The sequence below is a fragment of the Gordonibacter sp. An230 genome, from assembly GCF_002159915.1.
Lineage (GTDB): Bacteria > Actinomycetota > Coriobacteriia > Coriobacteriales > Eggerthellaceae > Rubneribacter.
The window spans coordinates 309,186-332,631 of sequence record NZ_NFJP01000001.1 but is presented as its reverse complement, the minus strand read 5'-3'; the positions used below and the strand labels follow the sequence as shown (position 1 = coordinate 332,631).

Sequence of the window (23,446 nt, the reverse complement as noted above, 5' to 3'; positions counted from 1 at the left end):
GGCGGGGCGGGCGTCGGGCATGGCGCTCACCCCCTCCTTATCGAGTAGAAGAAGCTGTCCGTCTCGTGGACCGACCACATGTACACCACGGGCAGGGCGATCCCATACTTCATGGAAGCCAAAGCCGGTTCGACCGACCTGATGACCGCGCAGAGGTCGCCGATCTTCAAAAAGACGTTTCCGGGGTCGAGGGAATTCAGCCGGAAATGGTTGTCTATGCACTCCCGCTCAGCATCGTACACGCGCACGTCGCCCGAGTGGCGACCGAGCAGAGATATGGGGTCGCCGTAGATGCGGTGGCAAACAAGGGATCCGGTGCGGGAGTGGAAGCCCGAGAGGAGGGCCCGCTCGGCGGCGTACATGGGGAAAAAGTCGCCCCACAGCGCGTAGTCGAGGCCCATCCCGTTGAAGTACTCCACGGCCCGCACCTGGCCGGCCCAGGGCGTGCCTAAGATCTCGGCCGCGCCCACCTGGGCGAGGTAGCCCCCGAGGGAGTGGCCCGTCACGTAGACGTCGTAGCCCCGGGCGGCGTACTTGGCGGCGACGCGGCTGGCAGTTCCCCGAGCAAGAGGCTCCTCGCCGTTGGCGTTCCAGACGCCCCCCAGGAAGTCGTTGATCCATTCGGGACCCTCGCTCGTGCCCCGGTAGGCCAGCACCACCTCCTTGCCTCGGACGTAGACGGTGGCGTCGTAGTGGGCTCCGAGGACGCCGACGGGCTCGCGCTCGAACTCGGCGACCTTCCACTCCAGGGCGACATCCCTGTCCTCGCCGTCTACGGGATCCACGCTCGCGCCGTTGAGGAAATAGTACCCCTCGCTGCTCTCTTGATCATACAGATCATGCCCCTCGGGCACTTCGGGAGCCCCCTTGATCTCGTCCATCCGGTAGAACCGCCCCTCCTCCTTGGCCGCCGTGCCGTCCTCGTAGCACAGCGCGGCCAGGATGGCCAGCGTGCGGGAGTCCGGGCCGTCGTAGGCCCCGGGAGAGCACGGGTCGGAAAGGATCTTGAGGTACGCACGCCGCTCGCCTTCCGACGTGAAGAAGGTCTCGACCGTCACCTCCTCGCCGTTCAGAAGACCGTCTCCGTCGTAATCGGCGCTCAGGTTGAAGTCGATGCCCTTGTAGGGCGCCGTGCCGTTCGCGAGAGTGAGCGTGCCGTCGAAGATGAGGCGAGAATGGTAGTCGGAGATGCCATCGCCGTTGGAGTCGGTCCCCCAGTCGTACTCGACGACGTAGCCGCAGGAGCCGTCGGTGCGGTAGCCCTCATTGACGAAGTCGTTCCAGCCGCCGTCCCCTCTGCGCCACATGCCGACGTAGTCCTCGTCGCCATAGGACCACTGCATGTTGTTCGGCTCTCCGGGCGACCAGTTCGTGTAGCCCACCGGGGTTCCGTCCACCCACTCGAAGCTCCGGCCGTCCCCTTCGACCACGTCGCGCATGCCTATCCAGTAGAACCCCTTCGAGCCCCTCTGAACGACCCGGTGAATCTCCTCCTGCTTCTCTGCGCTGTCGATGACGGCAAGGTGGCCGCCCTTGAGCCTGGCCGTCTCCTCGGCCTCAGTCCACGACAGCTGCTCGTCAACCACCTCGTAGCACGTGTCCTCGTTCCAGAAAGGCTCGAACTCGCTCGCATCAACCACGAGAAACGTCGAGAAATGCTCGGGCTGGAACACGATGCGGGCGCCGTCGCGCGACGAGGGCTGCTCCACGAGCTGCTGGGACTCCTCGTCGTACCAGTACACCTGCGGGTCGAAGGAGGGGTCGTCGAACAGGGCGGGATCGAGGTCGAACGTCACGGTCGCCCCGGCGCGCTCGTCGGGGGCCTCGAAGTTCCAACCGCACACGAAACCAGGAGTGCTCTGGAGGTCGAGGGCCGAGGGCGTGCCGGATATGGGCAGGATGTACGCTTGCTCGACCGCCTCGCCGGACGTCTCCACCGAAAGCGTCACGGACACCTTCTCCGAGGAGCGGCTCTCGCCGGCCTCGAAAGAGCCTTGGGCGACGAGGGGATCGTAGCCGCGCTCCACCTCCCATCCATCGTACGCGCCGTCGCCGTCGATGTCGGGCACGAGGGGGTCGGTGCCGAGGCGCACCTCGTCGCCGTCGGACAGGTAGTCGAGGTCGGTGTCGGCCGACACCGGGTCGGTGCCGAGGCGCACCTCCTCCACATTCGTCAGGCCGTCGCCGTCGGGATCCTCGTCGCCGTCGGGCGTGCCGTTGCCGTCGGTGTCGGGCGAGAGGGGATCATAGCTCAGGCGGGTGATCTCCAGGAAGTCCGAGAGGCCGTCGCCGTCGGTGTCGGGATTGCCCGGATCGGTGCCGTAGTACGTCTCCAGGTAGCCAATCAGACCGTCGCCGTCGGCATCGGCGCGGTCGATGGACAGGTCGTCCATGCGGTCGTTGCTGGGATACAGGAGCTCCACCGTATCGGAGGCCTCCTCCCCGTTCGTGAAGGCGCAGGTCACCGTCACGGTGTGCGAGCCCCTGAGCAGGCCCATGCCCTCCGCGACCCAATGATCGGCAACCTTGACGGCGCCGGAGTCGACCTCGTTGCCCTTGCCGTCGAGCACCGAGAACGACAGCGAGGCCACGTCGAGCCCGCCGGTGTCGAGCGACCCTTCCAAGAGGGCGTCGGAGGGAATCTCGTACATGTCCAGATCGCCCGCCTTCAAAAGCAGCGAGCGGTCGATCTCAAGCGACGCGGGCCGCCCCAGGTAGGTCGCGGTCACCGAGATCTCCCCGTTCGCGCCCGCCGCGGTCACGGGGCACGAGGCCCCGACCGTCCGCTCCACCCCCGGCGCATCGGACGTCTGGCCCTGCGCAGCCGATGCCGGGACGGGCGGAGCCAGGGAGGCCGCCAAAACCGCCGCCAGCAGGCACAGCGTCCCCTGCCGCGCGGCCCGGGCGGCTCGGGCGCGTCTGCGCGAGACAACCACGACGGCACATACCAGAGCCGCCATCGCCAACGCCGCAGCCACCACACACGCAGGGTCGCCCAGCTTCGCGAGGAGACCGCCGCCCGGCCCGCCGTCCCCGGCGTCGCCGCCCGCCGCCGCGCCGCCTTCCCCGGGACCCTGCGGGGCGGCCGCGCGCGCGGTCCCCGAAAGCGACAGCTCCCGCGACTCCCCGGCCGCAAGCGCGCCCACGACCGCATGGGACGCAGCCGGATCGTCCAGAACGACGCCCTGCGGAACGGACAGCGACGCCTCCACGCCGGCCAGCTCCGCGTCCGAGGCGTTCTCGAGCACGACGGTCAGCGCCACGCGGTCGCCTTCGGCGTACGAGTCCGCATCCGTCCGCACGGACACTGAGAGCGCCCCGTCGCCTCCCGAGCCCTCCGCCGCCATCGCGGGAACCGCGCCCGCGCCCAAGAGAAGCGCGAGCGCCAGGGCAGCGACGCCCTCCGCGCACCTTCTCAAAGCCTTCTTCCCCATGGCCCACCGCCTTGCTCGAAGCGTCGCCGCAGCGCAAACGTTAGTAAATTGACAGGATTTTACCGGCTCGAATGAGCCTCGTACAGCCGTTTCCCAAAAATGAGCAGGGCACTCCTCCCCCCGGTCGTTTTGACCGCCTGTGCGGCGCGTTCGCGCCCTCCCTCCGCGCCTTCCCCACCCCGGGGCCGCCTGCCTCTTGCAGGGCTACAGGGCCTCAACGTCACGGCAAACGTCCGGCGGCACTTCCGCTCGGGCAGTCACGGCGCTTCGCGCTTCCCCTAGAGTGATCGCACTCTATCCGACAGCGCGTCGAACGCTCGGCGCGCACGAGAAGAAAGGCGGCAACCCATGGGAAAGTTCAAACGCTTTTGCATGATCGTGTTCGTCATTGCTGCCGTGCTGGGCGTCGGCGTCCTCGCGTCCTTGTGGTTCGCGTGGGAGCCCTTGTTCCCCGCAATCGCGTGGCTGATGAGCATGCCCTGGTTCTACGTGGTGGAGGCCGTGTTGCTGGGCATCACCGCAGCAGGGCTGCTGGTCGTGCTCATCCGCGCGATCTCGGCGCCGGGCAAGCACTCGCAGCTTGAGCTCGATCGCGGCAACGGCAGCATCGCCATCACGCAAAACGCCATCCAGTCCACGGTCAAGCATGTTGTGGAGGGGCATCGCGGCATGTCCGTCAGCTCCGTCAAGGCGGACATCGCGAACAAGCGCGAGCCGCGCATGACCATTCACGCGAAAATCGACCCGGGCCGCAACGCCGAGCTGGGACAGCTTGGAGCTAAGCTGCAAGACGAGATCGCCGCGACGCTCGAAGCCTTCACCGGCTACCCGGTGGACAGCGTGCGCATCACGTTCATCGGCGACGCCGACGTGGTCACGCCCGCGTTCACCAACCAAGCCACCAGCCAAGCCGCCGACGCGCGTCGCCCTCACCAGACGCAGCCGGTGCCGGCCCACGCGGTGGGCAAGAGCGCGTAAGGAGGTGCACGCATGACCCAATTAGTGATGGAGCGGCACGTTGTCAACGAGATTGACATGCCTACGAAGCATTCGCCATCAACGCCGAAAGACGCCCTCGAACCTTCGAGCACCGCCAAGGAAGACACGCATGACGCCAAGCAGGTCGTCGGAATTCGGCAAAACGGCGCCCGTCGCGAGGATTCTCCGCAGAGCCACATCGCACTTGGCACGAGCAGCATGGCTTCCGCCAGAGGCGCAAGCGGCGAAGGCAAGGCCGAAAGCGCGCAAGGCGCCCGTGGCAAGGCCGCGGCCGGCACGCCCGGTCGCATCGGGAGCGAGTCTCACGGCAACGCAAAACCCGGCAAAAGCGACGCCGAGCCATCTGGCACCGAGACGAAAGCCGATACCGAAACGCAAAGCGGTCGCAGCGTATCCGCCGAAGCCAAGCGCGCGGTAACTTCCGCCATGGAGAATCACGGGCACGCGGTCCTCTACGGAACCATCGGGTTCGTCGCAGCGGCGCTCATCCTCATTGTGGGCTTCTGGCCCACTGTGCTGCTGGCGCTGTTCGCCGCCGTCGGCGTTGCCATAGGCATGTACCGCGACGGAGACCGCGCCGCTCGCGAACGTGTGAGCAGCGTCCTCAAGCGCCTCACCTAACAAGTTTGCACAAGCCGGCGGTGCGCGCCCGGCGACTGCGCGCGGCCCGACGCTCGACGGCCGTGCCCAAGCCGCCTGGCACGCACCGCCGGCAACACAGCGTTCATCCCCAACAGAAAGGAAGCACCATGGCCCAGAGCACCCTGAACCCCAGCAGCACCAAGAGCACCTACGACCCGTACTCCTCCGTAGACGAGAAGAGCAAGGGCAAGGGCGATTCCTTCGACCTGCGCGACCTCGAAGACGTCTCCGCCGAGCCGGTGTACAAGCTGGTCATCAACGAGAACGTCGTGGAGAAGATCTCCTCGCTCGCCGCGCAGAAGATCGACGGCATCATCGACATGAAGGGCAACGTCCTCTCTCGCATCCAAGAGGGCCTCGGCGGCGCCGACAAGACCAAGGGCGTCGACGCCGACATCATCGACGATGCGGGCGCCAAGCTCGACCTCGACGTCATCCTCGAGTACGGAAAATCAGCGCCCCAGGTGTTCGACGAGATCAAAAAGGTCGTCGGCGAGGACCTCAAGGACATGACCGGCCTCGAGGTGATCGAGATGACCGTGAATGTGGTCGACGTCATGACACAGGACGAGTACGACCAGAAGAACGGCAACAACAACGGCGACGGGCAGCAGGACGGCTCGTCCAACTAAAAGACGCCGCCTCGGCGCCGTGCCGCGGAGCCGCCCCGTCCGAGCTCCGCGCCCCGTCTCCCACGCCCGCCACGCCACGCGCGCGGCGGGCTTTCGCATGCAGGTCGAGGCTACACCGAAAAAGGCAGGTGGGATGCGGGAAGGAAAGCCTCGACGCACAAGGCGGAAACGAGCTGTCGCCACGCGCGACGAACGCGTTGCGGCGGAGTCGCAGCTGCGTCACGCACGCCCGCCATCGCAAGGGGCGCGCTTCACAACCAGCGCCGAACAGGGCGTGCTTCACCGCGCAACCTCGCGCTATCCCACCCATGCACATAAAATCGGGGGACGCCCCGTTCTGATCCTCGGCGAGCCCCCGTCTCACCGCAGCTCCGATTGGAGGAGCAGGGCTGCCGTTCCCCGTATTCCTCAACGCACTTCGATTCCTTCCCCGTGACAAAACGGACCTCACGCCCTCTCTGGACGCCTTCGCCCTGTCGGTCGGATGGGGCTGGCTGGATGCTCCGCGACGCTCGCGGGCCTTGTCGCACGCGAGAAACGCGCCGGACGCCCCACGTCAGATCCCGTCCGCAACGTCCCCGCATTCGCAGGAAGCCTGCTTGCCGCAGGAGGATTGTCCTCCGTAACGGCGCTCTACGCACACGCATCGCTTCCACCCGGCGCGCCCGACGCCGCGTTAAGCACGCGAGCGCTCTGGCCCACTCCCTGTCCCGGTAACCCCGAGACCGTCCCGCAGATGCGCGCCGTTTCCGCACTACCGCACATTCGAGCACACGCCATCCGAGCGCCCCGCATTTTCGCACGCCCTATCTGCGCGTTCCCTCCTGGACATACGTAATTGCTTCACGCGAAACAATCGACCCGATCCCAGCCAAGGCAACGCTTCGGGTACCAACGCGAAGAAGCGAATGGAGTATCCTCAGAAGCGTTTGACCTCAGCTGGCGCAAAGCGAGCGAGCTGCCTTATAATCGAGGCATAGTAAGGCGGCCGAAGCGGAAAAGGGAAACATGGTTAGCAGGGACGTGCAGGGGTTCGCGAACCTGGCTCATGAAGAGCTTCGCCACCCTGCACGCCTGTTCGGCATGGCTTTGTTCTGGACGTGGCTGCAAATTGTGTTTTCTTCGGCTGCACTGTCACTGCAATCGCCGCCAGACTCGCCCGTCGTTTTACAGCACCAGGTATGGACGCTCTCGCTGCTTATCACCTGTTGTGTGTTTTTCGTCACGCTCGTCGCCCGACCGCTACAAGCGTTGCGGCGCCACAGTGCTGTTGCGATATCGTCTGCGCTCATGGCCGCCGGTACGCTTTGCCTCTCCATACACCCCATGACGAACGAGGCGATAATCGGAATCGTCGGGGCAGCGGGCACAGGTATAGGCAGCGCGCTGGCATTCTTGCGCTGGGGCGATCATCTATCCAAGCTGAAGCCTCGACGCGTACTGTTTGACATGGCCGCATACGCAGTGCTCACTGCCGTGCTCTTCGGGCTCGTAGCACCTTTGCCGCCAATGGCGACGCGAGTAGCTGCCGTGACCATGCCGCTTGCGTCAGGCGTTTTGCTGTATGTTGCCGATCGCACTATCAGCGAACCTGCGCACATGCGTTCGGCGCATGACGGTCGCAAGCGCCACAGCATCGACCTGCTCGGATTGGCCGTACTAGGAGGGCTCGTCTACGGCGTCATGCGCAGCGCAACGCTGAACTTCGGGCAAGGAACGGCAGAGGAAGCCGCTACGGCCACCGTCATCGGCGTGGCCATTTCGGGCCTGCTGTTGACCGCAACGACGGTGTTCTACCGCAAGGAGAGCGAGCTCTATTTGGTATGCGAGGTGTCGTTCCCCTTGCTTGCCGCAGGTTTTTTGCTGCTTCCCCAGTTCACAGGGCACCTTCCGCTACCACTCATCGTATCCACGATCGGACATGGGTACTTCTACTTCTTATTGTGGGTGTTCTGCGTCGACCAATCCCACGCAACAGGACGCGATCCCTTCATCGTGTTTTCGGCAGGACTGCTCGCATTTTTGGGAAGCTCGCTCATAGGGTCGGTCATCAGCGATGCACTCACGCAGGCCGGCTTCGAAGGAAGCGAGGCCGCCAGCATCCTCTCACTTGTAGTGGTGTATCTTTTCGTGCTCGCGTTCGCAGTGCTGTTCAGGCGCGCACGCTCCGATCGCTCGCGTGATATGCGCGAGATGAACAAGCAGCATCAGCAGCAATTCGAGCACTGCACACAGTTAGTGGCCGAGGATGGCGGACTCACCGCTCGGGAAACCGAGATATTCGCCTTGTTGGTGCATGGCAAGGATCGTGCCGCCATCCGCGAACAACTCTGCATATCCAACGACACCGTAAAAACTCACACCCGGCGCATCTACGCGAAACTCGGCATCCATGCGAAGCAAGAGGCACGCGCCCTCGTCGAAGCGTGCATGGATCGCGAAACGCGAGGCATGTAGGAACGTCCGCGCAAGCCTCTGATCGCGTCACCCTCGGCGGGTTACGATTTCCTTCCATGTCTTTCACCCCTTGTGGGCGCTTTCGGCATTCCCATCCGAACCCTATGCTCGGCAGCGAAGGGATTCCTTCACCGGATGAAAGAGGAGGAAATCATGGGAAGCACGAACAGTCATCATGAGGCCAAAGGGAAAAGCTTGTCACGCCGTACGTTCCTCGCGAGCGCCGCGCTAGCGGGAACAACCGCCGCGCTGACGAGCTTGGGCGGATGTGCGCCATCATCTAACGGCGGCACCTCGAATGCGGGCAACAATGGATCTGGGGCAACCGCATCGCATGCCTGGCTCGACCCCGCGCCTGAGCTACCAGAGACAGTGGCCGAGGAGACATATGATGTCGTCATCGTCGGCGCGGGCATAGCAGGTTGCACAGCTGCACAAGCGGCAGCCGAAGCCGGTGCTAGCGTATACGTGGCCGAGAAGTTCGAAGGCGTCACCGCCCACGGCACCGACATCGGGGCTGTGGGGTCGTCGCTGCAACTACAGGAGGGCGTGAACATCGATTCCGCTCTCGCCGCGCGCCTCATCTACCAGTGGGGTCAATCGGAGGCAAACTATTATCTCATCAGAACGTTCGTCGAACGCAGCGGCGAGATAATGGATCGATACATCGACATGGCCAAAGAGACGGGCTACGAAGTTGTCCTCAACAGCGAGATGACCGCCCGTTCTGACTGGGACACGCTCGACGACCGCTTCAAGCAATTCCGCACAGCACACAAGTTCCTGCTTCCCGAGGGCAGCGATCTTCCCGAACAGCCATGGAATGTCGGGTACTTCATCAACATGGTGGCCGACGATGCACAGGAGCGGGGGGCCGTATTCGCGTTCAACACCACTGCCGAACAGCTTGTCCGCGAGAACAATGCGGTAACCGCCGTCATCGTGCGCGATGACGAAGGCGCAAAACGCATCAACGCCACCAAAGGCGTCATCCTGGCAACGGGCGGCATCACCGACAACGAGGAGATGAAGCGTTGCTTCTGCCCTATCGCACTGCGAGCCGACAAGTCAGACTACTTTCCTGTAGGAGGCAACCTGGGAGATGGCCTGATCATGGGCTCGTGGGTGGGCGCGGCCCTCTCGCCCTGCTATCCCGCCCCCATCATCCACCCAGTGAGCCTATCTGTTATGGGACCCGGCTTCGACACCTGTTGGCTCACCGTGAACCGCGACGGCATGCGCTACTGCTGCGAGGTGGGCTTCGAACCCATCGTAACGAACGCGCGCATGAACACTCCAGGGAACGTGGCATGGGCCATCTGGGATGCGCACTATCCCGAGCACGCGCAGCGACAGGAGCCGACGAAGTCGAAATCGTTCATGGACGGGCTGGAAGACAAGGTGGAACAAGCCGTAACCGATGGCGCTTTCTTCAAGGGCGAGACGCTCGACGAACTGGCCGAGGCAATCGGCGTGCCGGGTGACGCGCTCAAACGAACCGTCGAGCGCTACAACTCGTTCTGCGATGCGGGAGAGGATCCCGATTTCGGTGTTCCACCGAGATTCCTCAGCTCGGTCAAGGACGGCCCGTTCTACGCAAGCAACGTGTCGGCCTGGCTGCTCGCCCTCCCTTACGGTTTGCGCGTCGACCAAAACTCCCAAGTGCTCGACACCGAAGATCAACCTATTGGCGGGTTGTTCGCCATCGGCAATGTGCAAGGAGACTTTTTCGCGAACTCCTACCCTGTCACGCTGCCGGGCACAAGCCACGGACGCGGCATGACGTACGGCTATCTAGTGGGATCTGCGCTCGCAAGGGGAGAGACGCTCGGCGGATACAAAGCAGGTATAGCATAGGCTTTCGGCAAAGCCTCCGCTACGCCCTCTGCGTACGTACACTGAGCTGGGGAGAGGGAGTCGGTTCCTCTCCCCTCGTCCACCGTTCAAGGCAGCTTCCAAGACGACGCTGACACGGCACACGGCGCCATAGGCCGAGCATCCCACCCACGACCGCTCCGAACGCGCACCCACGCTACAACTTCCACTCCAAGCACAATACTGCTCGCCGGAGGACAGCATCAATTCAGAGAATCCAACGCATCGCGCCATGCATCCTGGCCTCAAACACGTTGAGAATGTTCGTGCAATCGCGCGAACAGCACGACGAAAGCAGCCGATCCTGCCACGCTCGCCCAATCAAACCTCCTTTCGCAAGGGCGAACGCGCGATCACCGAGACGGCAAGTCACCTTTTGCCCACAAGCTTGAATTTTCGAGCTGCGCGGGGAAACGACGCGCTACGATGGGAGGCGACGCGCGCCGTACCGCGCAAGACGAAGAGCGAGGAGCATTGCCCATGAACATCCTCGACTACCTGGCAACCGAATTCGCCGCCTTCGAGGAAAAGCCGTTCAATCCGGTGGACTCAGCCGCGCTTTCGCAATTCTGCATGGTGCGTGCCGAGGGAGTGGTGCCCGCCCTGCGCGAACGCAGGACGTTCCTTGGCCTGAAAACAATCGTCGAGAACCTCCTCTCCCCCGTCGGACACTCGGCACGCTTCGTCGACGCGCTACGCGCCGAGCTGTTCGACGACATGTTCACTGGCCTCGTGCCAGGGAAGATCAAGGAAAACCTCTTCGCGCTGGCCGCCAGCCCGCGCTTCCGCGACATGCGCCTTCGCGATTACCTGAGCCTGTTCGACACCGACCGTCAGATGCAGTTCGCGGCCATGACGTTCGTGCACAAGAAGGAGTTCGCCTACGTGGGCTTCCGCGGCACCGATGCCTCGTTCACCGGCTGGCGCGAGAACTTCAACATGGTGTACGATGCGCCCGTGCCGGCACAGGAGCAGGCCGTGCGCTACCTGGAGGCCGTCGCGCCGCGGCTGCCGAAACGCCTGTTCGTGGGCGGGCACTCGAAAGGCGGCAACCTCGCACTGTACGCGGCGCTACGGGCGAAGCCAGCCGTGCAGGACCGCATCGAGCGCGTGTTCACGCACGACGGGCCCGGCTTCAAGGCAGGCATGTTCGCGCCCGCCGATTGGGCGCCGCTCGAGGGCCGCATCCACCGCACCGTGCCGCAGGACTCGGTCGTGGGCCTGCTCATGGAGTCGCACGTGCCGCCGCGCGTGGTGAGGAGCACCGCCAAGGGCATCGACCAGCACAGCGTGTTCTCGTGGGAGGTGGCCGGCGATGACTTCCTCTACCTCGAGGGGCTCACCGACGGCGCGCAGCTCGCCGACGCCGTGCTCACCGAATGGCTGGCGCAGTTCAGCGACGAGGAGGTGGCCGTGGTGGTGGACGCGTTCTTCCAAGCCGTGGAGGCGTCGGGGGCGCGGGATGCCACCGAGGTGTTCTCGGGCGGCGCGAAGTCCATCGCGCTTCTGGGCGAGGCTGCCAAGAACGTCGACGGCGAAGCGCGCGACGTGCTGGCCGAAGCGCTGGGCTCCCTCGCCGAGGTGGCCGCCCGCGAAGCGACCCACGGCCTGCTGCAATGGATCACCCCCAAGGGGAAGGGGCAGGCGGGGGCGGCCGTCAACCCGAGCGAGGACGGAGTGTCGAAGACCCCCTCAAGATGACAGCGGAGTCCGATCCGGCTCATCCGCAACAGCGCTCGCCTTCGGCCGACGCCACGGGAAGGTGATGGCCGACGCGGGACAATGATCGGCGCATTCGTGACACTTCGTGCAATCGTGCAGCGCGCCCGTACCCGCATCGCGCACCAGGTCGATGTCGGAGCTGCACGCCGCATGGCAGGCGTCGCACGCAGTCCCCGTCGCCGTCGCCAAGCACTTCTCTTCGTCGATCGTCGGCACGAGCGTGCGGTTGAACCGCGCGAACAGGCCGAGGAACGCTCCCACGGGGCAGAGCGTGGCGCACCACTTGCGCAGCACCACCAGCTCGAACACGATCAACGCGGGGAACACGACCAGGTCGACCACCAGCTCGTTGAACATCGCGAGCCTGACGAGGGCGAACAGCGTGGCGAACGCGAGCCCGATAGGGCACACCAGGCAGAACACCGGGAACCCGAAGACGAGCGTGGTCGCCAAGGCGACACCAAGCACGCCGAGCGCCGACGTCCCATTCCTGCCAAGCCCCGGCCATCCGCGCTTCGAGAGAAGGCGGCCCTTCTTGCGGTCGGCGGCGAAGGCGTCACGCTCTCGCTTGTTGGTGACCAGCTTGCGCGTCAAAGGCACGGGGCAGACCCACGAGCAAAACGCACGGCCGAAGCACACCGCAGCGAGGACGGCGAGAACGATGGCGATCAAAGGCAGCGGCAGCACGATGCGCCCCGCGATCATGGTCTCAAGCGCGCCTACAGGGCACACGGCCGCGATGTCCCCGATGCCGAAAGCGGAAAGCGATCCCAGCCCCGTGCTCAGCACTACGCCCACGACGTACACGGCAAGCACGCCGAGCACCGTAGCCGTCCGCGCCACGCGGATGCGCCTGCGACGCGGCCGCGACGCTACCGAGGTCTTCTCCCCCGTTTCTTCGGCTTTCATCACGACACCTCCCCTTCCTTCGCCCGCACCGGCTCAACCGCGATGGCGCGCGCGGTGCCGCCGATGTAGCTTCGCAGGGAAAGCACGGGGCACACGTACTCGCACACGCCGCATCCGTTGCAAAGCGCCTCGTCGACTATGGGCATACCGTCGGCGTTCAAAGCGATCGCGTCGTAGGGGCACTCCTCATGGCACAGGTTGCAGCTGCTCGACGTCCAAGCGAGGCACGTTGCGCGATCAAGCTTCGCCTTGCCCACGCAACAGGCGGACACATCGCCCGCTTGCGCCGCTTCCACATCGAAGGCGCGAAGTGCGCCGGTGGGGCATGCCTCCGCGCAGTCGCCGCAAAAGTCGCAGAACCCCAGGCTGTAACGCATGACCGGCGTGCGCGCCTCCAGAAGGCCGTCGGAGATGGAAGCGACGCCTATGGCCTTGGTGCGGCATGCGCTCACGCAGCGGCCGCAATGGGTGCACCCTGCTAGGAGCGCGCGCTCATCCTGGCCGCCAGGAGGGCGAAGCATCTCGCCGTGCGCCGTCAACGCGCCGACGCCGCCCACGGCGAGCAAGGACGCCGACACGCCGGCGGCCGCAAGGAACGATCTCCGTGTGATCGACGCACGCAAACCGCCGTTTCCCGAAGAGGCCGAAAACCTCCCCCTTCGCTCGTCTTCATGAGGCGACATGGACGGACGCACCTCCTCGCCTGCACTCCATCTGCTCCAGCAGGGCGGCGTCCATGGCGATGAAGCCCTCCGTCATGGATGCGACGGCCCGGTAGAAATCGGTGTTCGCATACCGAGCGACATCCTCGCAGAATTGCGGCACCCAGTTCATCAGGTGGTTCGCCAAAAACGCGCGCTGTTCGTCGATGCTCGCCCACACGCCTTCCGCATCTCCCGAGCGTGCGGCGCGCTCGCCCTCGCGGCACAGAAGCGTCATGAACTCGAGCTCGAAAGCCACGTGGTCTTCCGGCTCGACGACGCCTCCCACGGAAAGCCCTTTCGTGCGATAGAGGCGAACCACCTCATCGCGAGCCTCCTGCATCACGAGGCCCTCAGGGCTCGTGTACACGCTCTCGTACGGAAACGCGGCGCCGCCCTGTGAGATGCCCGCCGCCAAAAACACTTTGGCGTAATCGACTGCGAGGTCCTTGCGCATCGTGAAGGACGGGCAGCTCAGCCAGGCCTGCAAACGCGCCGCGCCCTCAACGTAGCGCGCTTCACCTTCTTCCACCCGGAAGTCGATCTGCTTCAAGGCAGCGAGCAACTCGGCGTCCACTTCGCTGCGATACACGCGCGCGAAAAAGCCGTACAGGGCAACACGGTTCTCCGCCACTTCAAGGTATTCGGCACAAGCGTCCATGATCATTCCAATCTAACGAGCGAGGGAGGGGGCGGAGGACGAGGGCAAGAGGGCCGCCCTCCCGCCCTCGTCCTCCGGCAAGGGCTACAGGGTGAATCCGAAATCGATGATGCTGCTGCCCAGCGAGAACATGATGACGCGGAACGCCACCGCAGCCGCCACCATGCACACGGCGGCCGCCGCCAACGCGACCGAGGCCCCCTTGCGGTTTCGCACGAGCAAGGCGGCAAGCGGCGCGCCGATGCCGAGAACCACTACGACGCCCCAGAACAACAGGGCCATATCTCCGGTCAGCATGCGGGCTGCAGAGCGCGATGCGTCCTGATAGGGAGCGGTCGCCACCGAAACAGCGTACGCGGCAACCGCAACGGCGTGCACCGCCACCAAAGCGAGGGCGAACGCGTCCATGCGCTTGGCAGCCGGGGCTTCGACATCCGCGTCCTTCGCCCTGCCCGCTGTGAGCGCGTCGATCGCAAGGACGGTCACGCTTCCCAACGAAAGCGCCGTCGTGATGGAGACGAGCGGCAGCACGACAACGTTCCAAGCAGGCCGCGCCACCATAAGATAGCTCGATCCCACCGCGAACGTGACCACGAACGCGGGCACGACGCCCACTATGGCCAACGCACGCAGCGTGCCGGCCGAAGCCTTGCGAGCTTCGGCGACCAGGTACACGATCACGATCATCACGAGCAGCGCCGCGGAAAGCCCTTCGACGAAGATGCCGGAGCCCGGATTGGACAGCACGCCGAAGATCCGGTCGATATGCCCGAGGTGCGTCATGGACGCGATGGCTCCGACGACCACCGTGACAGCCGCCACAACGAACGCCGGGGCGACGATGCGCTCAGGCGCCTTGAATAACCCGCGGAACACCACCGTCATCGCATAGATTCCGGCGCCCCAGCAGATGAACGCCGCGAAGAAAACGAGGGACCATTGGATTTCCATGCTAGATCAGATCCTTCCATGTCGCGATCTTCGAATGCAGGATGTAGCGGATGGACGGCTGGTTGCCCACGTCGGGAAGCGAGTGGATCGCGTCGGCGTCGGCTTCGGCCAAAGCCTTCGACACATCGCTCGCCGGATCATCCGCATCGCCGAAGATGCGCGCGCCGCCCGAGCAGCACTTGACGCATGCGGGCTTGTCGCCCACTGCCTGCAGGTGGGCGCACAGCGTGCACTTCTCCACCACCTTCTGCTTCTTGTTGAAGGTGCGCGCGCCGTAGGGGCAGGCCATGGCGCAGTATTGGCAGCCGATGCACTTGTCGCGATCCACCAGCACGATTCCGTCCTCCTCGCGCTGGTGCGTGGCGTGCGTGGGGCACACGCTCACGCACGTGGGGCTGTCGCAGTGCTGGCACATGGTGGGCAGGAAGTACATCTCCACGTGGGGGAAGTCTCCGTAGGGGCCCATGGTCTCCACTTTGTTCCAATAGGATCCCAAGGCAACGTCGTTTTCCTGCTTGCAGGCGATCTCGCACGCATAGCAGCCGATGCACCTATCAAGGTCTATGACCATGGTCATCTTGCTCATCAATAAACCCCCTTGAACTGGTCCTTATCGTTGGTCGCTTCCACCTCGTCGTAGTTGGGAAGCCATGCCTCGAACTGCTCGGGCTCAGTCCAGATGCCAGCCGGCGCGCTGTCGGCCGGAGATATCCTCACCTGGAACCCGCGGTAGGTCACTGACCCGATGAAGTCGGCGAAGGGGCCTTGATCGTTCGTCAGCATGTTGATGTTCATCTCGGTGAAGCCTTTTGTGGGCGTATCGACGGTTTCGGGGAACCAGAAGCGCTCCATCCACGTGACGCCGGGGGCGATGCGCTTCGTCACATTGGCGCGCGCCTGCGTCTTGCCGCGGGGGCTTTCCAGCCACACCCAACCCTTGTGCTCGATGCCGTACTTCTCGGCGTCCACCGGGTTGACCCACACCTCGGGTACCGGGAACCGCTCGCGGATCCACGGGACGTTGCGCAGCGTGCCGTGGGTGTACATGCTCACATGGCCACCGGTGATGACGAGCGGGTACTCCTCCGCCAGCTGGGGGTCGAGCGGGCTTTCGTTCGGCTCGCGATAGTAGGGCAGCGGATCGTACTCGAAGCTGGCCGGCTCGAGCTCGTAGAGCGACCATGGCGCGCCGGTGCGACCCAAGGTGATGATCTGCTCGCCATAGCATTCGAGCTTCTTGGAGGGGGTGTTGAATCCTTGGGGCTTGCCCGTCTCCTCGTCGATGCGCTCGTACACGTGGAACTGCTGGTACTCCTCGTCGGTGCACGTTTCGAAGTAGCCATGCTCCTGCACGTAGTCGCACAGCTCCTGCCAGCTCATCGCATCGGGATCTTGCGACTTGAAGTTGGCCGTGAGCATCTCCTCCATCGAAGGCTCCCAGGGGATCTCCGTGCCTTCCCACAACTCGACGGCGAAACCCTCCGGAAGGTTCTCGGGCGTGGGTTTGCACTTCTCGGGATCGAAGGAGTCGATGAACCGCTGATGACCCTTGTCCGCCATCTTCTTGGCCAGCATGGAGAAGAACATGGGATCCTCCACCGCCTCCCACAAATGCGTGGTAGGCTGGCGCACGTAGAACTTGTTCTCAGCTCCGAAGCCCCAGTGGTTCTCCAGCCACTCAGTTGTGGGCAGCAGGTAGTCGCAGTACATGGAGAACGAGGTGGGGTACATGATGTGGTGCACGTTCAAATCCATGGACTCGAACGCCTCGCCCCATTTCGCCGCGTTCGGCATGTTCGTCATCTTGTTGAGCGAACGCTCGATGATGGCACGCACGCGGTAGGGCTCGCCGCTGAAGATGGCGTCGAGCATGAGCGAGTTGTGAGTCCACTCGCGGCGGCCGGAAGCCTTGTACTCGATGCAGCCGAAGCGTTTCTTGTACTGCTCTTCGGTCATGAAATGCTCCAGCGTGCCGGGCTCGGGCCAATAGGGGCCGTCGGAGGAGAACATCTGCATCATGGTGCCGGGCTTGGAGTAGTTGCCCATCATGGCCTCCAGGATGAACTGGCAGATGCCCACCTGCGGCGAGTTGACGGCGTGGTCGCCGGTCATGCCCATGGACATGAAGCCGGGCGTGTTCTCGGCGTAGAGGCGGATGGCCTCCTCGATCATGTCCGCTTCCAGCCAGCACACCTCGGCCGCCTTTTCCAGCGTCCATTCGCTGCAACGCTCGTGGATGAGCTGGTAGGCCGGCATGCACCGAATGCCGTTCACGGTGTAGGGGCCGCCTTCGAGCGCCGGCTCTAAAGCGTCGTCGTAGGGGTATGACATCTTCTGCGCCGAGCCGGTCTTAGCATCCCACACCATGTAGGCCAGCTCTTCGGGCTCGAGCCCGGCCTCTTCGGGCTTCAAAGTGTAGCCGGTCTCAAGGTTGACGAGGTAGGGCATGTTCGTCCACTTCATCACGGATTCCTTGTTGTACAGCTCGTGATCCATGATGTAGTTGATCCAGCACATCAAAAGCGCCACGTCGGAGCCGGGACGCACCGGAAGCCACACGTCGGCCTTGGAAGCGTCGGCCGTCATGCGCGGATCGACCACCACGGTCTTGGCCCCCATGGCGCGAATCTGCGCCGCCGGACGGCCTCCGCTCGCCACGCAGGAGCTGGAAGGATTCGAACCCCAAAGCACCATGCATTTGGTCTGGTCGCCCTTGATGAGCTCGACGTTGAGGCCCTCGTAGCTGACGAAGTCGTTGTTGTTCTTGCCCCACATGAGCTGCGACATGGTCTGACGCGGCTGCAGGCACTGCAGGCCGCCCGGCTCGAACTTGTGGCAGCCCATGACGTGGCACCAACGGCTCGCGTAGCCGTCGTAGTACGTGGAGCCGCCTCCGCCGTAACCCACCTGGATGGCCTCGGCGCCGTACTTTTCCTCGATCTCCAGAAGCTGGTCGGCTATCTCGTCGATCGCCTGCTCCCAGCTGATACGCTCCCACTGATTGGACCCGCGCTCGCCCACGCGCTTGAGCGGGTACTTGATGCGGTTGGGATTGTAAAGCGCCTGGATGAACGACAGGCCCTTCGCGCAGATAGCGCCTTTGGAGTACACGTGGTCGGGATCGCCCTCCAGCTTCACCACGCGGCCGTTCTGCACGTGCGCGAGCACGCCGCAGCGGCCCACGCAGCCGGCGCAGCAGGTTTTCACCACCTTGGTTTCCGACTCCTCTGCGGCCAAGGCCTCTTTCGGCGCGGAAACGAGGCTCACGAGCCCTGTTCCCCCTATGGCGGCAGCCAAACCCGCAATGGCCGTCGCACCCACGAACGACCTGCGGGTGATTTGAGCTTTACTCATCAATCCTCCTTTTGCGTTGATGCCGATTGTTCGCGACCAACCTGCTCAGTCCAACTGCGTCAGCCCTTGCCCGGTGGTCGTCCAACCCTTGTTCCATACCAGGCCGCCAGCTTTCTCAAGCTTGTCGAGATAGCAGCTCACCTGCCGCTTTCTCACGTCGAGCAACCCCTCCGCCACGAGCGCCTGCTCCACTTCCCGTTTGGATCGCGGGATGCGGCACAGCTCGAGCACGCGCCGGTACGCAGGATCCGCAGATCCGGCCGTCTCGATGAGGCGCGCCACTTCATCGGCCTCCTCGTGCTGGGCCCATACCCGCTCTCCCGCCTCGGTGGCAACCAACACCACATCGACCGCCCCGTCATCCGTTGCGTCCGACCCAGAATCGGCAGCCTCGGCGGCGTCGGACGCTTTCAATGCGCCCGATTCCACGAGCCATGACACGAGCGTGGCCGGTTCGTAAAGCTGCACGTGCATCTCGGGATAGGCGCATATCTTTGGTTCAAGGTCGCTGAAGGCGATGGGATCGAGGCAGTCTCCGAGAATGCGGTACAGCGCCTTCTCGTAGCGCGGCTCGGCGGAAATGCGTCGTTTGATGTTCTCCTCCATTGGTTTCACCCCCTCGTCGAGGGCGACATTATGGAAAACGCGCGCGGTGAGCACTACCGCATGACGCTTAAATCAAAGGGTAAGTTTTCTAACCGCTTCTAACCGCGTCTCTAAACCCGCCTCCATGAACCATGATTCACCTGGGGTTTTGGGACTAAACTTACCAAACAGGAGGCGGCGCCGGATCATATCCTATCCCCGAAGGTCATTTGATGCGTCGGCCCTCAGACTCCTATAATGCTTTCGTGGGTTAAACAGCCGGGGGAGAATGCGAGAAACGCATTCGGAGGACTCGCAGGAAAGACAGGCGCCTATGCAGGCCGAGATCAGGACGGGGACACAGACGCGGGGAGAGGGAATCTCGTTCGGCGCATGCCGTGCGATAGCGCTGCTCATGGTTGCCTATGCGCTGTTCCATGGCTGGGCCGACATCTTCTTCATCGGCGAGATCGTCGACCTTCCCACGACGGCGTGCAACTCCCATCAGGTTTTCATCTTGTTCCGCACGCTAGGGTTCTTTGCCTGCTTCGCGCTGTCGTACCGCCTCACGACCATCGCGAACCGGCGCGGCTCGCACCTTGCCTGCGCGGCGCTCTTGACGATGGGCACGGCGCTCATGCTCACCTCGGCCTTCGCGCCCGAAGCGGCGGCCTTCCTGCAATTCGGCGGTGCGGGCGTCGGAGGACTCGGCATCGGTCTGGCATCGATGCTCTGGTTCGAATCGATCACGCTCCTCAAGCCGCCCGCAGCGCTCGCATGCTATCTGCTTTCGGCGCTCATCACGCTTTCGCTCATCACGCCGCTTTACGCAGCCGGCTTCGAAGCCTTGGCGGCAGGCGGTTTTGCGGCGGCGGTGCTCACTCCCCTTGTCATCTGGCTTGGCACGCGATTCGTCGCCGCCCGTCGCATCGATCCTTGGGCGCTGACAAACGCGCGGCTGATCACCCGCGCGATCACGCTGCTATCCCTTTTCGGCTTCGCGCTCGCGTTCCGCGAGCCCATGATCGGCAACCAGATGTTCGCATCGGGCTCCTACACCGCCGTCGGGTCGCTCGCCATGGCGTTGATCATCCTCGTCGGCGTGGCCATATGGGGCCCTCGGTTCCGCATCTCGTTCGTCTTTCGCATCCTGCTCCCTTTGACCGCAGTGGCGTTTCTGCTGTTGCCCGCCCAGTTTCCGCTAATGGGGATCATCTCCGACACGTGCGGATCAGCCTGCGACGAGCTCGTCAAGATCCTGTGCATCGTCATTCTCACGCACCAGTGCTGGCGCAACGGCGCTTCCGCGCTGCGCCTGTTCGGGCTCGCCTACACCGTCCACGGCGCGCTTGTGTTCCTCGGCGGACAGGCATGCCTCGTGCTCATGGCCCAGGGAGTTTCGGAAGCCGACCTTTCCGCATGGTTCAACATCATCGCAGCTTTGGCCATCGCCGCGACCATTTTCATCCTGCCCAACGATCAGGATCTCGCGCCCATCTCTTTGTACGAGGAAGAGGCCGATTCGCCGGCCGAGCCCGATGACGAGGACGCTGCGCGCGCCGTGGCGCTGCGCTTCGGCTTGACGGCGCGCGAATCAGAGATCCTCGAGCTGATGCTGAAGGGCAAGGGCATCGACGACATCGCTGCCGAACTGGTCATCGCGCGCGAGACCGTGAAGACCCACCGCCGAAACTTGTTCCTCAAGTGCGAAATACACAGCGAGGAGGAGTTGAGGGGGCTGGCGAGGCGCGAGACGTAGGACCCCTCTGAAACCCGCACCCCTCGCCACCGAAAAAAAGTCGGCGAGGGCGTCATGGCGCAGCCGTTCGAGGAGCGTCGCTCGACCAGCTCCGCCATCTGCGGCTCGTTCGCCCCCTTACGCCGCAGGCATCTCGAGCGCTTCCACGGTCTTGTCGCTCAGCACGAACTTGAGCGGCTTCCTCGATACGGTTGCAATGAGGCCCTTCCCTTCCAGCTCTTGCAAGTACCGGCGCGCCGTCTGCGTGCTCACCTCGAGGTTCCCAGCGATATCCTTGAGCGAGGCCTCGGAAAACGCGCCGAACAGGTGGAAATGGGCCATAACGAACAGCACGTTCACAGCCATGTCGGTAAGCTCGCATCCCGATGCTAGCCGCCCCATGCACGCGCACGCGGCGTCGAGCTGCATCCGCTTCAGCTCGATGCTCTCGATGAGCGAGTCTTGCGCCAACCTGATCAGCTCTATGATCTGCATCACAAAGAAGGTGGCTTCAGCATGGTTCATCGGGCGCTCGGTCACGTCGAACGCTTTGTAATACTTACCCTTGTTCTCCGCGATCACGCGTGAAAGGGAGAGCACCGTCGTCTTCGACAGCGGCTCGCTTAAATAGAGCGCCAGCAGGTACCGCCCTGTCCTTCCGTTGCCGTCGTAGAACGGATGGATGTACTCGAACAGGAAATGCGAGAGGATGGCCGAGTACGTCTGCGGGATGTCGGGCGAGGCGACCAGCTCGATCATGCGGTCGACCATCTCAACGATCTTGTCCTCCGGGCCCACTCCCGTGTGAAGCGTCTTCTGGCTCGCCGACTTCACGTCCACGAGCCCGGCCCGGAACAGGTTCCCATCCGGAAGATCCCGGCCGTCGATGGCATCGGCGACCACCTTGTCGTAAATCGTCCTGATGTCGGCAGGCGTCTGGGGGTACACGTGGTTCGAATCGGTGAGTTCCAAGTAAAGGCTGGCGAATTCCCTGAACCGCTTCGCCTCCTTCGTCGGCCGCTTCGCCTCTGCGCTTTCGAGCGCCTCCTCGATCTGCCGACGGGAGCTGTGGACGCCCTCCATCTCGTTGGTGAACATGATCTCGTCCATGATGAGGCTGCGCAAATACGCCCACCGTGCGATACCCGGCAGATCGCGCCAGAGCTGGGACACCTTGCGCTCCGCCCGAAGCATCTTCTCGTTGAGGAGAGACAGCTCGCGCGGCGTTGCCAGGAAGAGCTCCCCCGAGGACAGCTCGATGCCCGTGCGGAATGAGGCGGGATTGTTGAGCCGCTTTTCAGCCTCGGCCCTCACATGCTCGACGCGCTCGGACGACGAGTCGGAATAGAAGAGCTTTTCCAGCGTTGGGTAGTCGCTCATATACTGATCCTGCCCTATTGTCATCAAATACAAGCGTCATTATACTACTCTATTTGATCAAAATCGCGATTTCTATCAAATAGCGACAGGGAATCAGTTTCTATTTGATACATTTCAACACCTGCATCACAAGAACCACTCGAGGTGGCCGCAGTTCTTGCAGACGAGTACCGTGGCGCTCCGGTTCGCCCAATCGAGGTCGAGGAACGTGAGGCCCATCGTGTTGAGCTGTGCCGACCGCTCGTCGAACGCGGTGCCGCCGCAGTGCGCGCACGCCACCTGCCTGCCCGCGAACTCGTAACCGTCATCCCCGCTCAGTCCGCGGTTGAAGCTTTCGAGAAAACCCATTCCGCACCTCCTTCGCCGGAGTTTCGCCTACTTCTTGAGTATCCTTTTCAAATAAGCGGTGTCAAGCAGGTTCACGGTCTCGAACTTGCCTTTGTAGAACACGGCCCAGTTGTTGAACACGCAGGGCAGGTCCTTCGCCGCCTGCAGGGAATCAACCTGGATCAACGTCAGCGGAACCCCATTCTCCTCGCAGTACCGCTGCACTGCGGCGATATGCCCGGGCACGTAGGGGCACTGGAAATCGTAGTAGATCGTCAGCTCGTCGCGCTCGATCCTCTGCGCCTTGGCGCGCGGCGTGAACGCCGGCACGGTGCCGTCGAACGACAGCGCGAGCAGCTCGTAGCCGTCATCGGTGGCGTCCACCGCCTCGAAGCCGAACTTCTTCGCGAACGACTGGTCGGACAGCCACGACTTCTGCTTCTTCGAGCCCAGCATGCACACGCCCGATTTACCCTGATCGCGCGCGTCGGCAAGGCAGTACTCCATGAGCGCGCGCCCGTACCCCTTTCCCCTGGAGTCGCCCAACACCCAGAGGCAGTACACGTACAGGTAATTGTCGCCCACGATGGGAGCCCATGCCGTTTCGAGCGGAGCGTACTCGATGAACACCGGGTCCCTCACCTGCAGCTTGCGGAACACATGGCCCTCGCGCAGGCGGTCGGCCAGCCATCGGCGCTTCGCCTCGACGCCCGGATGGGGCTTTTTGACGCGGATGATGCAGGAGAGGTGCTCTTCGGCGAGGTTCTCCGGCGTGAGGTTGACGAATTCGGGTTCCATTTTCCTCCTATAGAATCCATTCCAGGTGGCCGCAGCCTTGGCCAACGAGCACGAGGGAAAGCGTGCTGGCCCAATCGAGTCCGAGAAACGACGCGCCGGCCGTGTTCAACTAGGCCGACCACTCATCAAGCTCCTTGCCGCCGCAATGCAAGCACACCACCGATGCGCTTGCGACCTCGCGCCCGCCATCGTCCGGCGCCCCACCGTCGAACTCATCCAGAAAGTTCATGAGCACCCCCCTTCGTCGTCGATTTCCATTCCCTTCATACCGTATATATGTT

General features: G+C 63.6%; 18 protein-coding genes. 7 read left to right on the top strand and 11 right to left on the bottom strand.

Annotation, left to right across the window (positions count from 1 at the left end):
• Positions 1 to 26: 26 nt before the first annotated feature.
• The gene (locus B5F40_RS01205) at positions 27 to 3,434 is read right to left on the bottom strand and encodes a lectin-like protein (RefSeq protein ID WP_087192541.1); all 3,408 of its coding nucleotides are present in this window, start codon (positions 3,432 to 3,434) and stop codon (positions 27 to 29) included.
• Between the two features lie 348 nt (positions 3,435 to 3,782).
• On the opposite strand from B5F40_RS01205, the gene amaP reads away from it, so the two are divergent.
• From amaP to B5F40_RS01175, 6 genes are all read left to right on the top strand, one after another.
• Positions 3,783 to 4,412 carry an alkaline shock response membrane anchor protein AmaP gene (gene amaP, locus B5F40_RS01200; protein WP_087192540.1) on the top strand — a complete coding sequence of 210 codons (630 nt, stop codon included), beginning with the start codon at positions 3,783 to 3,785 and terminating at the stop codon, positions 4,410 to 4,412.
• 12 nt (positions 4,413 to 4,424) lie between these two features.
• Positions 4,425 to 5,054 carry a DUF2273 domain-containing protein gene (locus B5F40_RS01195; RefSeq protein ID WP_239442835.1) on the top strand — a complete coding sequence of 210 codons (630 nt, stop codon included), beginning with the start codon at positions 4,425 to 4,427 and terminating at the stop codon, positions 5,052 to 5,054.
• A gap of 128 nt (positions 5,055 to 5,182) precedes the next feature.
• Positions 5,183 to 5,707 (top strand): Asp23/Gls24 family envelope stress response protein, encoded by a 525-nt coding sequence (locus B5F40_RS01190; protein ID WP_087192539.1) that lies wholly within the window; start codon positions 5,183 to 5,185, stop codon positions 5,705 to 5,707.
• Between the two features lie 1,008 nt (positions 5,708 to 6,715).
• Positions 6,716 to 8,164: a helix-turn-helix transcriptional regulator gene (locus B5F40_RS01185; RefSeq protein ID WP_087192538.1), complete on the top strand. Its 1,449-nt coding sequence runs from the start codon at positions 6,716 to 6,718 to the stop codon at positions 8,162 to 8,164.
• 153 nt (positions 8,165 to 8,317) lie between these two features.
• A complete protein-coding gene (locus B5F40_RS01180; protein ID WP_162610841.1) occupies positions 8,318 to 10,021 on the top strand; it encodes an FAD-dependent oxidoreductase in 1,704 nt (567 codons plus the stop codon).
• A 498-nt stretch (positions 10,022 to 10,519) separates the two neighbouring features.
• On the top strand, positions 10,520 to 11,740 hold the full coding sequence (locus tag B5F40_RS01175) for an Mbeg1-like protein (RefSeq protein ID WP_087192563.1): 1,221 nt from the start codon (positions 10,520 to 10,522) through the stop codon (positions 11,738 to 11,740).
• Here B5F40_RS01175 and B5F40_RS01170 read toward each other — a convergent pair.
• From B5F40_RS01170 to B5F40_RS01140, 7 genes are all read right to left on the bottom strand, one after another.
• The gene (locus B5F40_RS01170; RefSeq protein ID WP_087192536.1) at positions 11,732 to 12,670 is read right to left on the bottom strand and encodes a 4Fe-4S binding protein; all 939 of its coding nucleotides are present in this window, start codon (positions 12,668 to 12,670) and stop codon (positions 11,732 to 11,734) included. The genes B5F40_RS01175 and B5F40_RS01170 overlap by 9 nt on opposite strands.
• Positions 12,670 to 13,353: a 4Fe-4S dicluster domain-containing protein gene (locus tag B5F40_RS01165; protein ID WP_087192535.1), complete on the bottom strand. Its 684-nt coding sequence runs from the start codon at positions 13,351 to 13,353 to the stop codon at positions 12,670 to 12,672. Before B5F40_RS01165 ends, B5F40_RS01170 begins: the two co-directional genes overlap by 1 nt.
• Entirely contained in the window at positions 13,340 to 14,032 is a 693-nt protein-coding gene (locus tag B5F40_RS01160; protein WP_162610840.1) for a TorD/DmsD family molecular chaperone, read from the bottom strand. Before B5F40_RS01160 ends, B5F40_RS01165 begins: the two co-directional genes overlap by 14 nt.
• A gap of 84 nt (positions 14,033 to 14,116) precedes the next feature.
• Positions 14,117 to 14,983: a DmsC/YnfH family molybdoenzyme membrane anchor subunit gene (locus B5F40_RS01155; protein ID WP_087192533.1), complete on the bottom strand. Its 867-nt coding sequence runs from the start codon at positions 14,981 to 14,983 to the stop codon at positions 14,117 to 14,119.
• 1 nt (position 14,984) lies between these two features.
• On the bottom strand, positions 14,985 to 15,569 hold the full coding sequence (locus B5F40_RS01150; RefSeq protein ID WP_087192532.1) for a 4Fe-4S dicluster domain-containing protein: 585 nt from the start codon (positions 15,567 to 15,569) through the stop codon (positions 14,985 to 14,987).
• On the bottom strand, positions 15,569 to 18,337 hold the full coding sequence (locus tag B5F40_RS01145; RefSeq protein ID WP_087192531.1) for a molybdopterin-containing oxidoreductase family protein: 2,769 nt from the start codon (positions 18,335 to 18,337) through the stop codon (positions 15,569 to 15,571). Before B5F40_RS01145 ends, B5F40_RS01150 begins: the two co-directional genes overlap by 1 nt.
• A 45-nt stretch (positions 18,338 to 18,382) precedes the next feature.
• Complete coding sequence (locus B5F40_RS01140; RefSeq protein WP_087192530.1) at positions 18,383 to 18,943, bottom strand: hypothetical protein; 561 nt, start codon at positions 18,941 to 18,943, stop codon at positions 18,383 to 18,385.
• A 313-nt stretch (positions 18,944 to 19,256) separates the two neighbouring features.
• Between B5F40_RS01140 and B5F40_RS01135 the strand changes: the two genes are divergently transcribed.
• Positions 19,257 to 20,681 carry a response regulator transcription factor gene (locus tag B5F40_RS01135; protein ID WP_162610839.1) on the top strand — a complete coding sequence of 475 codons (1,425 nt, stop codon included), beginning with the start codon at positions 19,257 to 19,259 and terminating at the stop codon, positions 20,679 to 20,681.
• Between the two features lie 117 nt (positions 20,682 to 20,798).
• Here B5F40_RS01135 and B5F40_RS01130 read toward each other — a convergent pair whose 3' ends face one another.
• The 3 genes from B5F40_RS01130 to B5F40_RS01120 all read right to left on the bottom strand — a co-directional run bounded on the left by B5F40_RS01130 (position 20,799) and on the right by B5F40_RS01120 (position 23,165).
• Positions 20,799 to 22,040 carry a Fic family protein gene (locus tag B5F40_RS01130; protein WP_087192528.1) on the bottom strand — a complete coding sequence of 414 codons (1,242 nt, stop codon included), beginning with the start codon at positions 22,038 to 22,040 and terminating at the stop codon, positions 20,799 to 20,801.
• A gap of 126 nt (positions 22,041 to 22,166) precedes the next feature.
• Positions 22,167 to 22,388: a DNA-binding protein gene (locus B5F40_RS01125; RefSeq protein WP_087192527.1), complete on the bottom strand. Its 222-nt coding sequence runs from the start codon at positions 22,386 to 22,388 to the stop codon at positions 22,167 to 22,169.
• A 27-nt stretch (positions 22,389 to 22,415) separates the two neighbouring features.
• Positions 22,416 to 23,165, bottom strand: coding sequence for a GNAT family N-acetyltransferase (locus B5F40_RS01120; RefSeq protein ID WP_087192526.1), 750 nt, complete (start codon positions 23,163 to 23,165; stop codon positions 22,416 to 22,418).
• Positions 23,166 to 23,446 lie beyond the last annotated feature (281 nt).

Coding starts and splice junctions, on each gene's coding strand:
- B5F40_RS01155 (WP_087192533.1), bottom strand. CDS start 14,983: ATGGAAATCCAATGGTCCCTCGTTTTCTTCGCGGCGTTCATCTGCTGG.
- B5F40_RS01205 (WP_087192541.1), bottom strand. CDS start 3,434: ATGGGGAAGAAGGCTTTGAGAAGGTGCGCGGAGGGCGTCGCTGCCCTG.
- B5F40_RS01145 (WP_087192531.1), bottom strand. CDS start 18,337: ATGAGTAAAGCTCAAATCACCCGCAGGTCGTTCGTGGGTGCGACGGCC.
- B5F40_RS01125 (WP_087192527.1), bottom strand. CDS start 22,388: ATGGGTTTTCTCGAAAGCTTCAACCGCGGACTGAGCGGGGATGACGGT.
- B5F40_RS01130 (WP_087192528.1), bottom strand. CDS start 22,040: ATGAGCGACTACCCAACGCTGGAAAAGCTCTTCTATTCCGACTCGTCG.
- amaP (WP_087192540.1), top strand. CDS start 3,783: ATGGGAAAGTTCAAACGCTTTTGCATGATCGTGTTCGTCATTGCTGCC.
- B5F40_RS01140 (WP_087192530.1), bottom strand. CDS start 18,943: ATGGAGGAGAACATCAAACGACGCATTTCCGCCGAGCCGCGCTACGAG.
- B5F40_RS01185 (WP_087192538.1), top strand. CDS start 6,716: ATGGTTAGCAGGGACGTGCAGGGGTTCGCGAACCTGGCTCATGAAGAG.
- B5F40_RS01190 (WP_087192539.1), top strand. CDS start 5,183: ATGGCCCAGAGCACCCTGAACCCCAGCAGCACCAAGAGCACCTACGAC.
- B5F40_RS01175 (WP_087192563.1), top strand. CDS start 10,520: ATGAACATCCTCGACTACCTGGCAACCGAATTCGCCGCCTTCGAGGAA.
- B5F40_RS01180 (WP_162610841.1), top strand. CDS start 8,318: ATGGGAAGCACGAACAGTCATCATGAGGCCAAAGGGAAAAGCTTGTCA.
- B5F40_RS01120 (WP_087192526.1), bottom strand. CDS start 23,165: ATGGAACCCGAATTCGTCAACCTCACGCCGGAGAACCTCGCCGAAGAG.
- B5F40_RS01170 (WP_087192536.1), bottom strand. CDS start 12,670: ATGAAAGCCGAAGAAACGGGGGAGAAGACCTCGGTAGCGTCGCGGCCG.
- B5F40_RS01195 (WP_239442835.1), top strand. CDS start 4,425: ATGACCCAATTAGTGATGGAGCGGCACGTTGTCAACGAGATTGACATG.
- B5F40_RS01135 (WP_162610839.1), top strand. CDS start 19,257: ATGCAGGCCGAGATCAGGACGGGGACACAGACGCGGGGAGAGGGAATC.
- B5F40_RS01165 (WP_087192535.1), bottom strand. CDS start 13,353: ATGTCGCCTCATGAAGACGAGCGAAGGGGGAGGTTTTCGGCCTCTTCG.
- B5F40_RS01160 (WP_162610840.1), bottom strand. CDS start 14,032: ATGGACGCTTGTGCCGAATACCTTGAAGTGGCGGAGAACCGTGTTGCC.
- B5F40_RS01150 (WP_087192532.1), bottom strand. CDS start 15,569: ATGAGCAAGATGACCATGGTCATAGACCTTGATAGGTGCATCGGCTGC.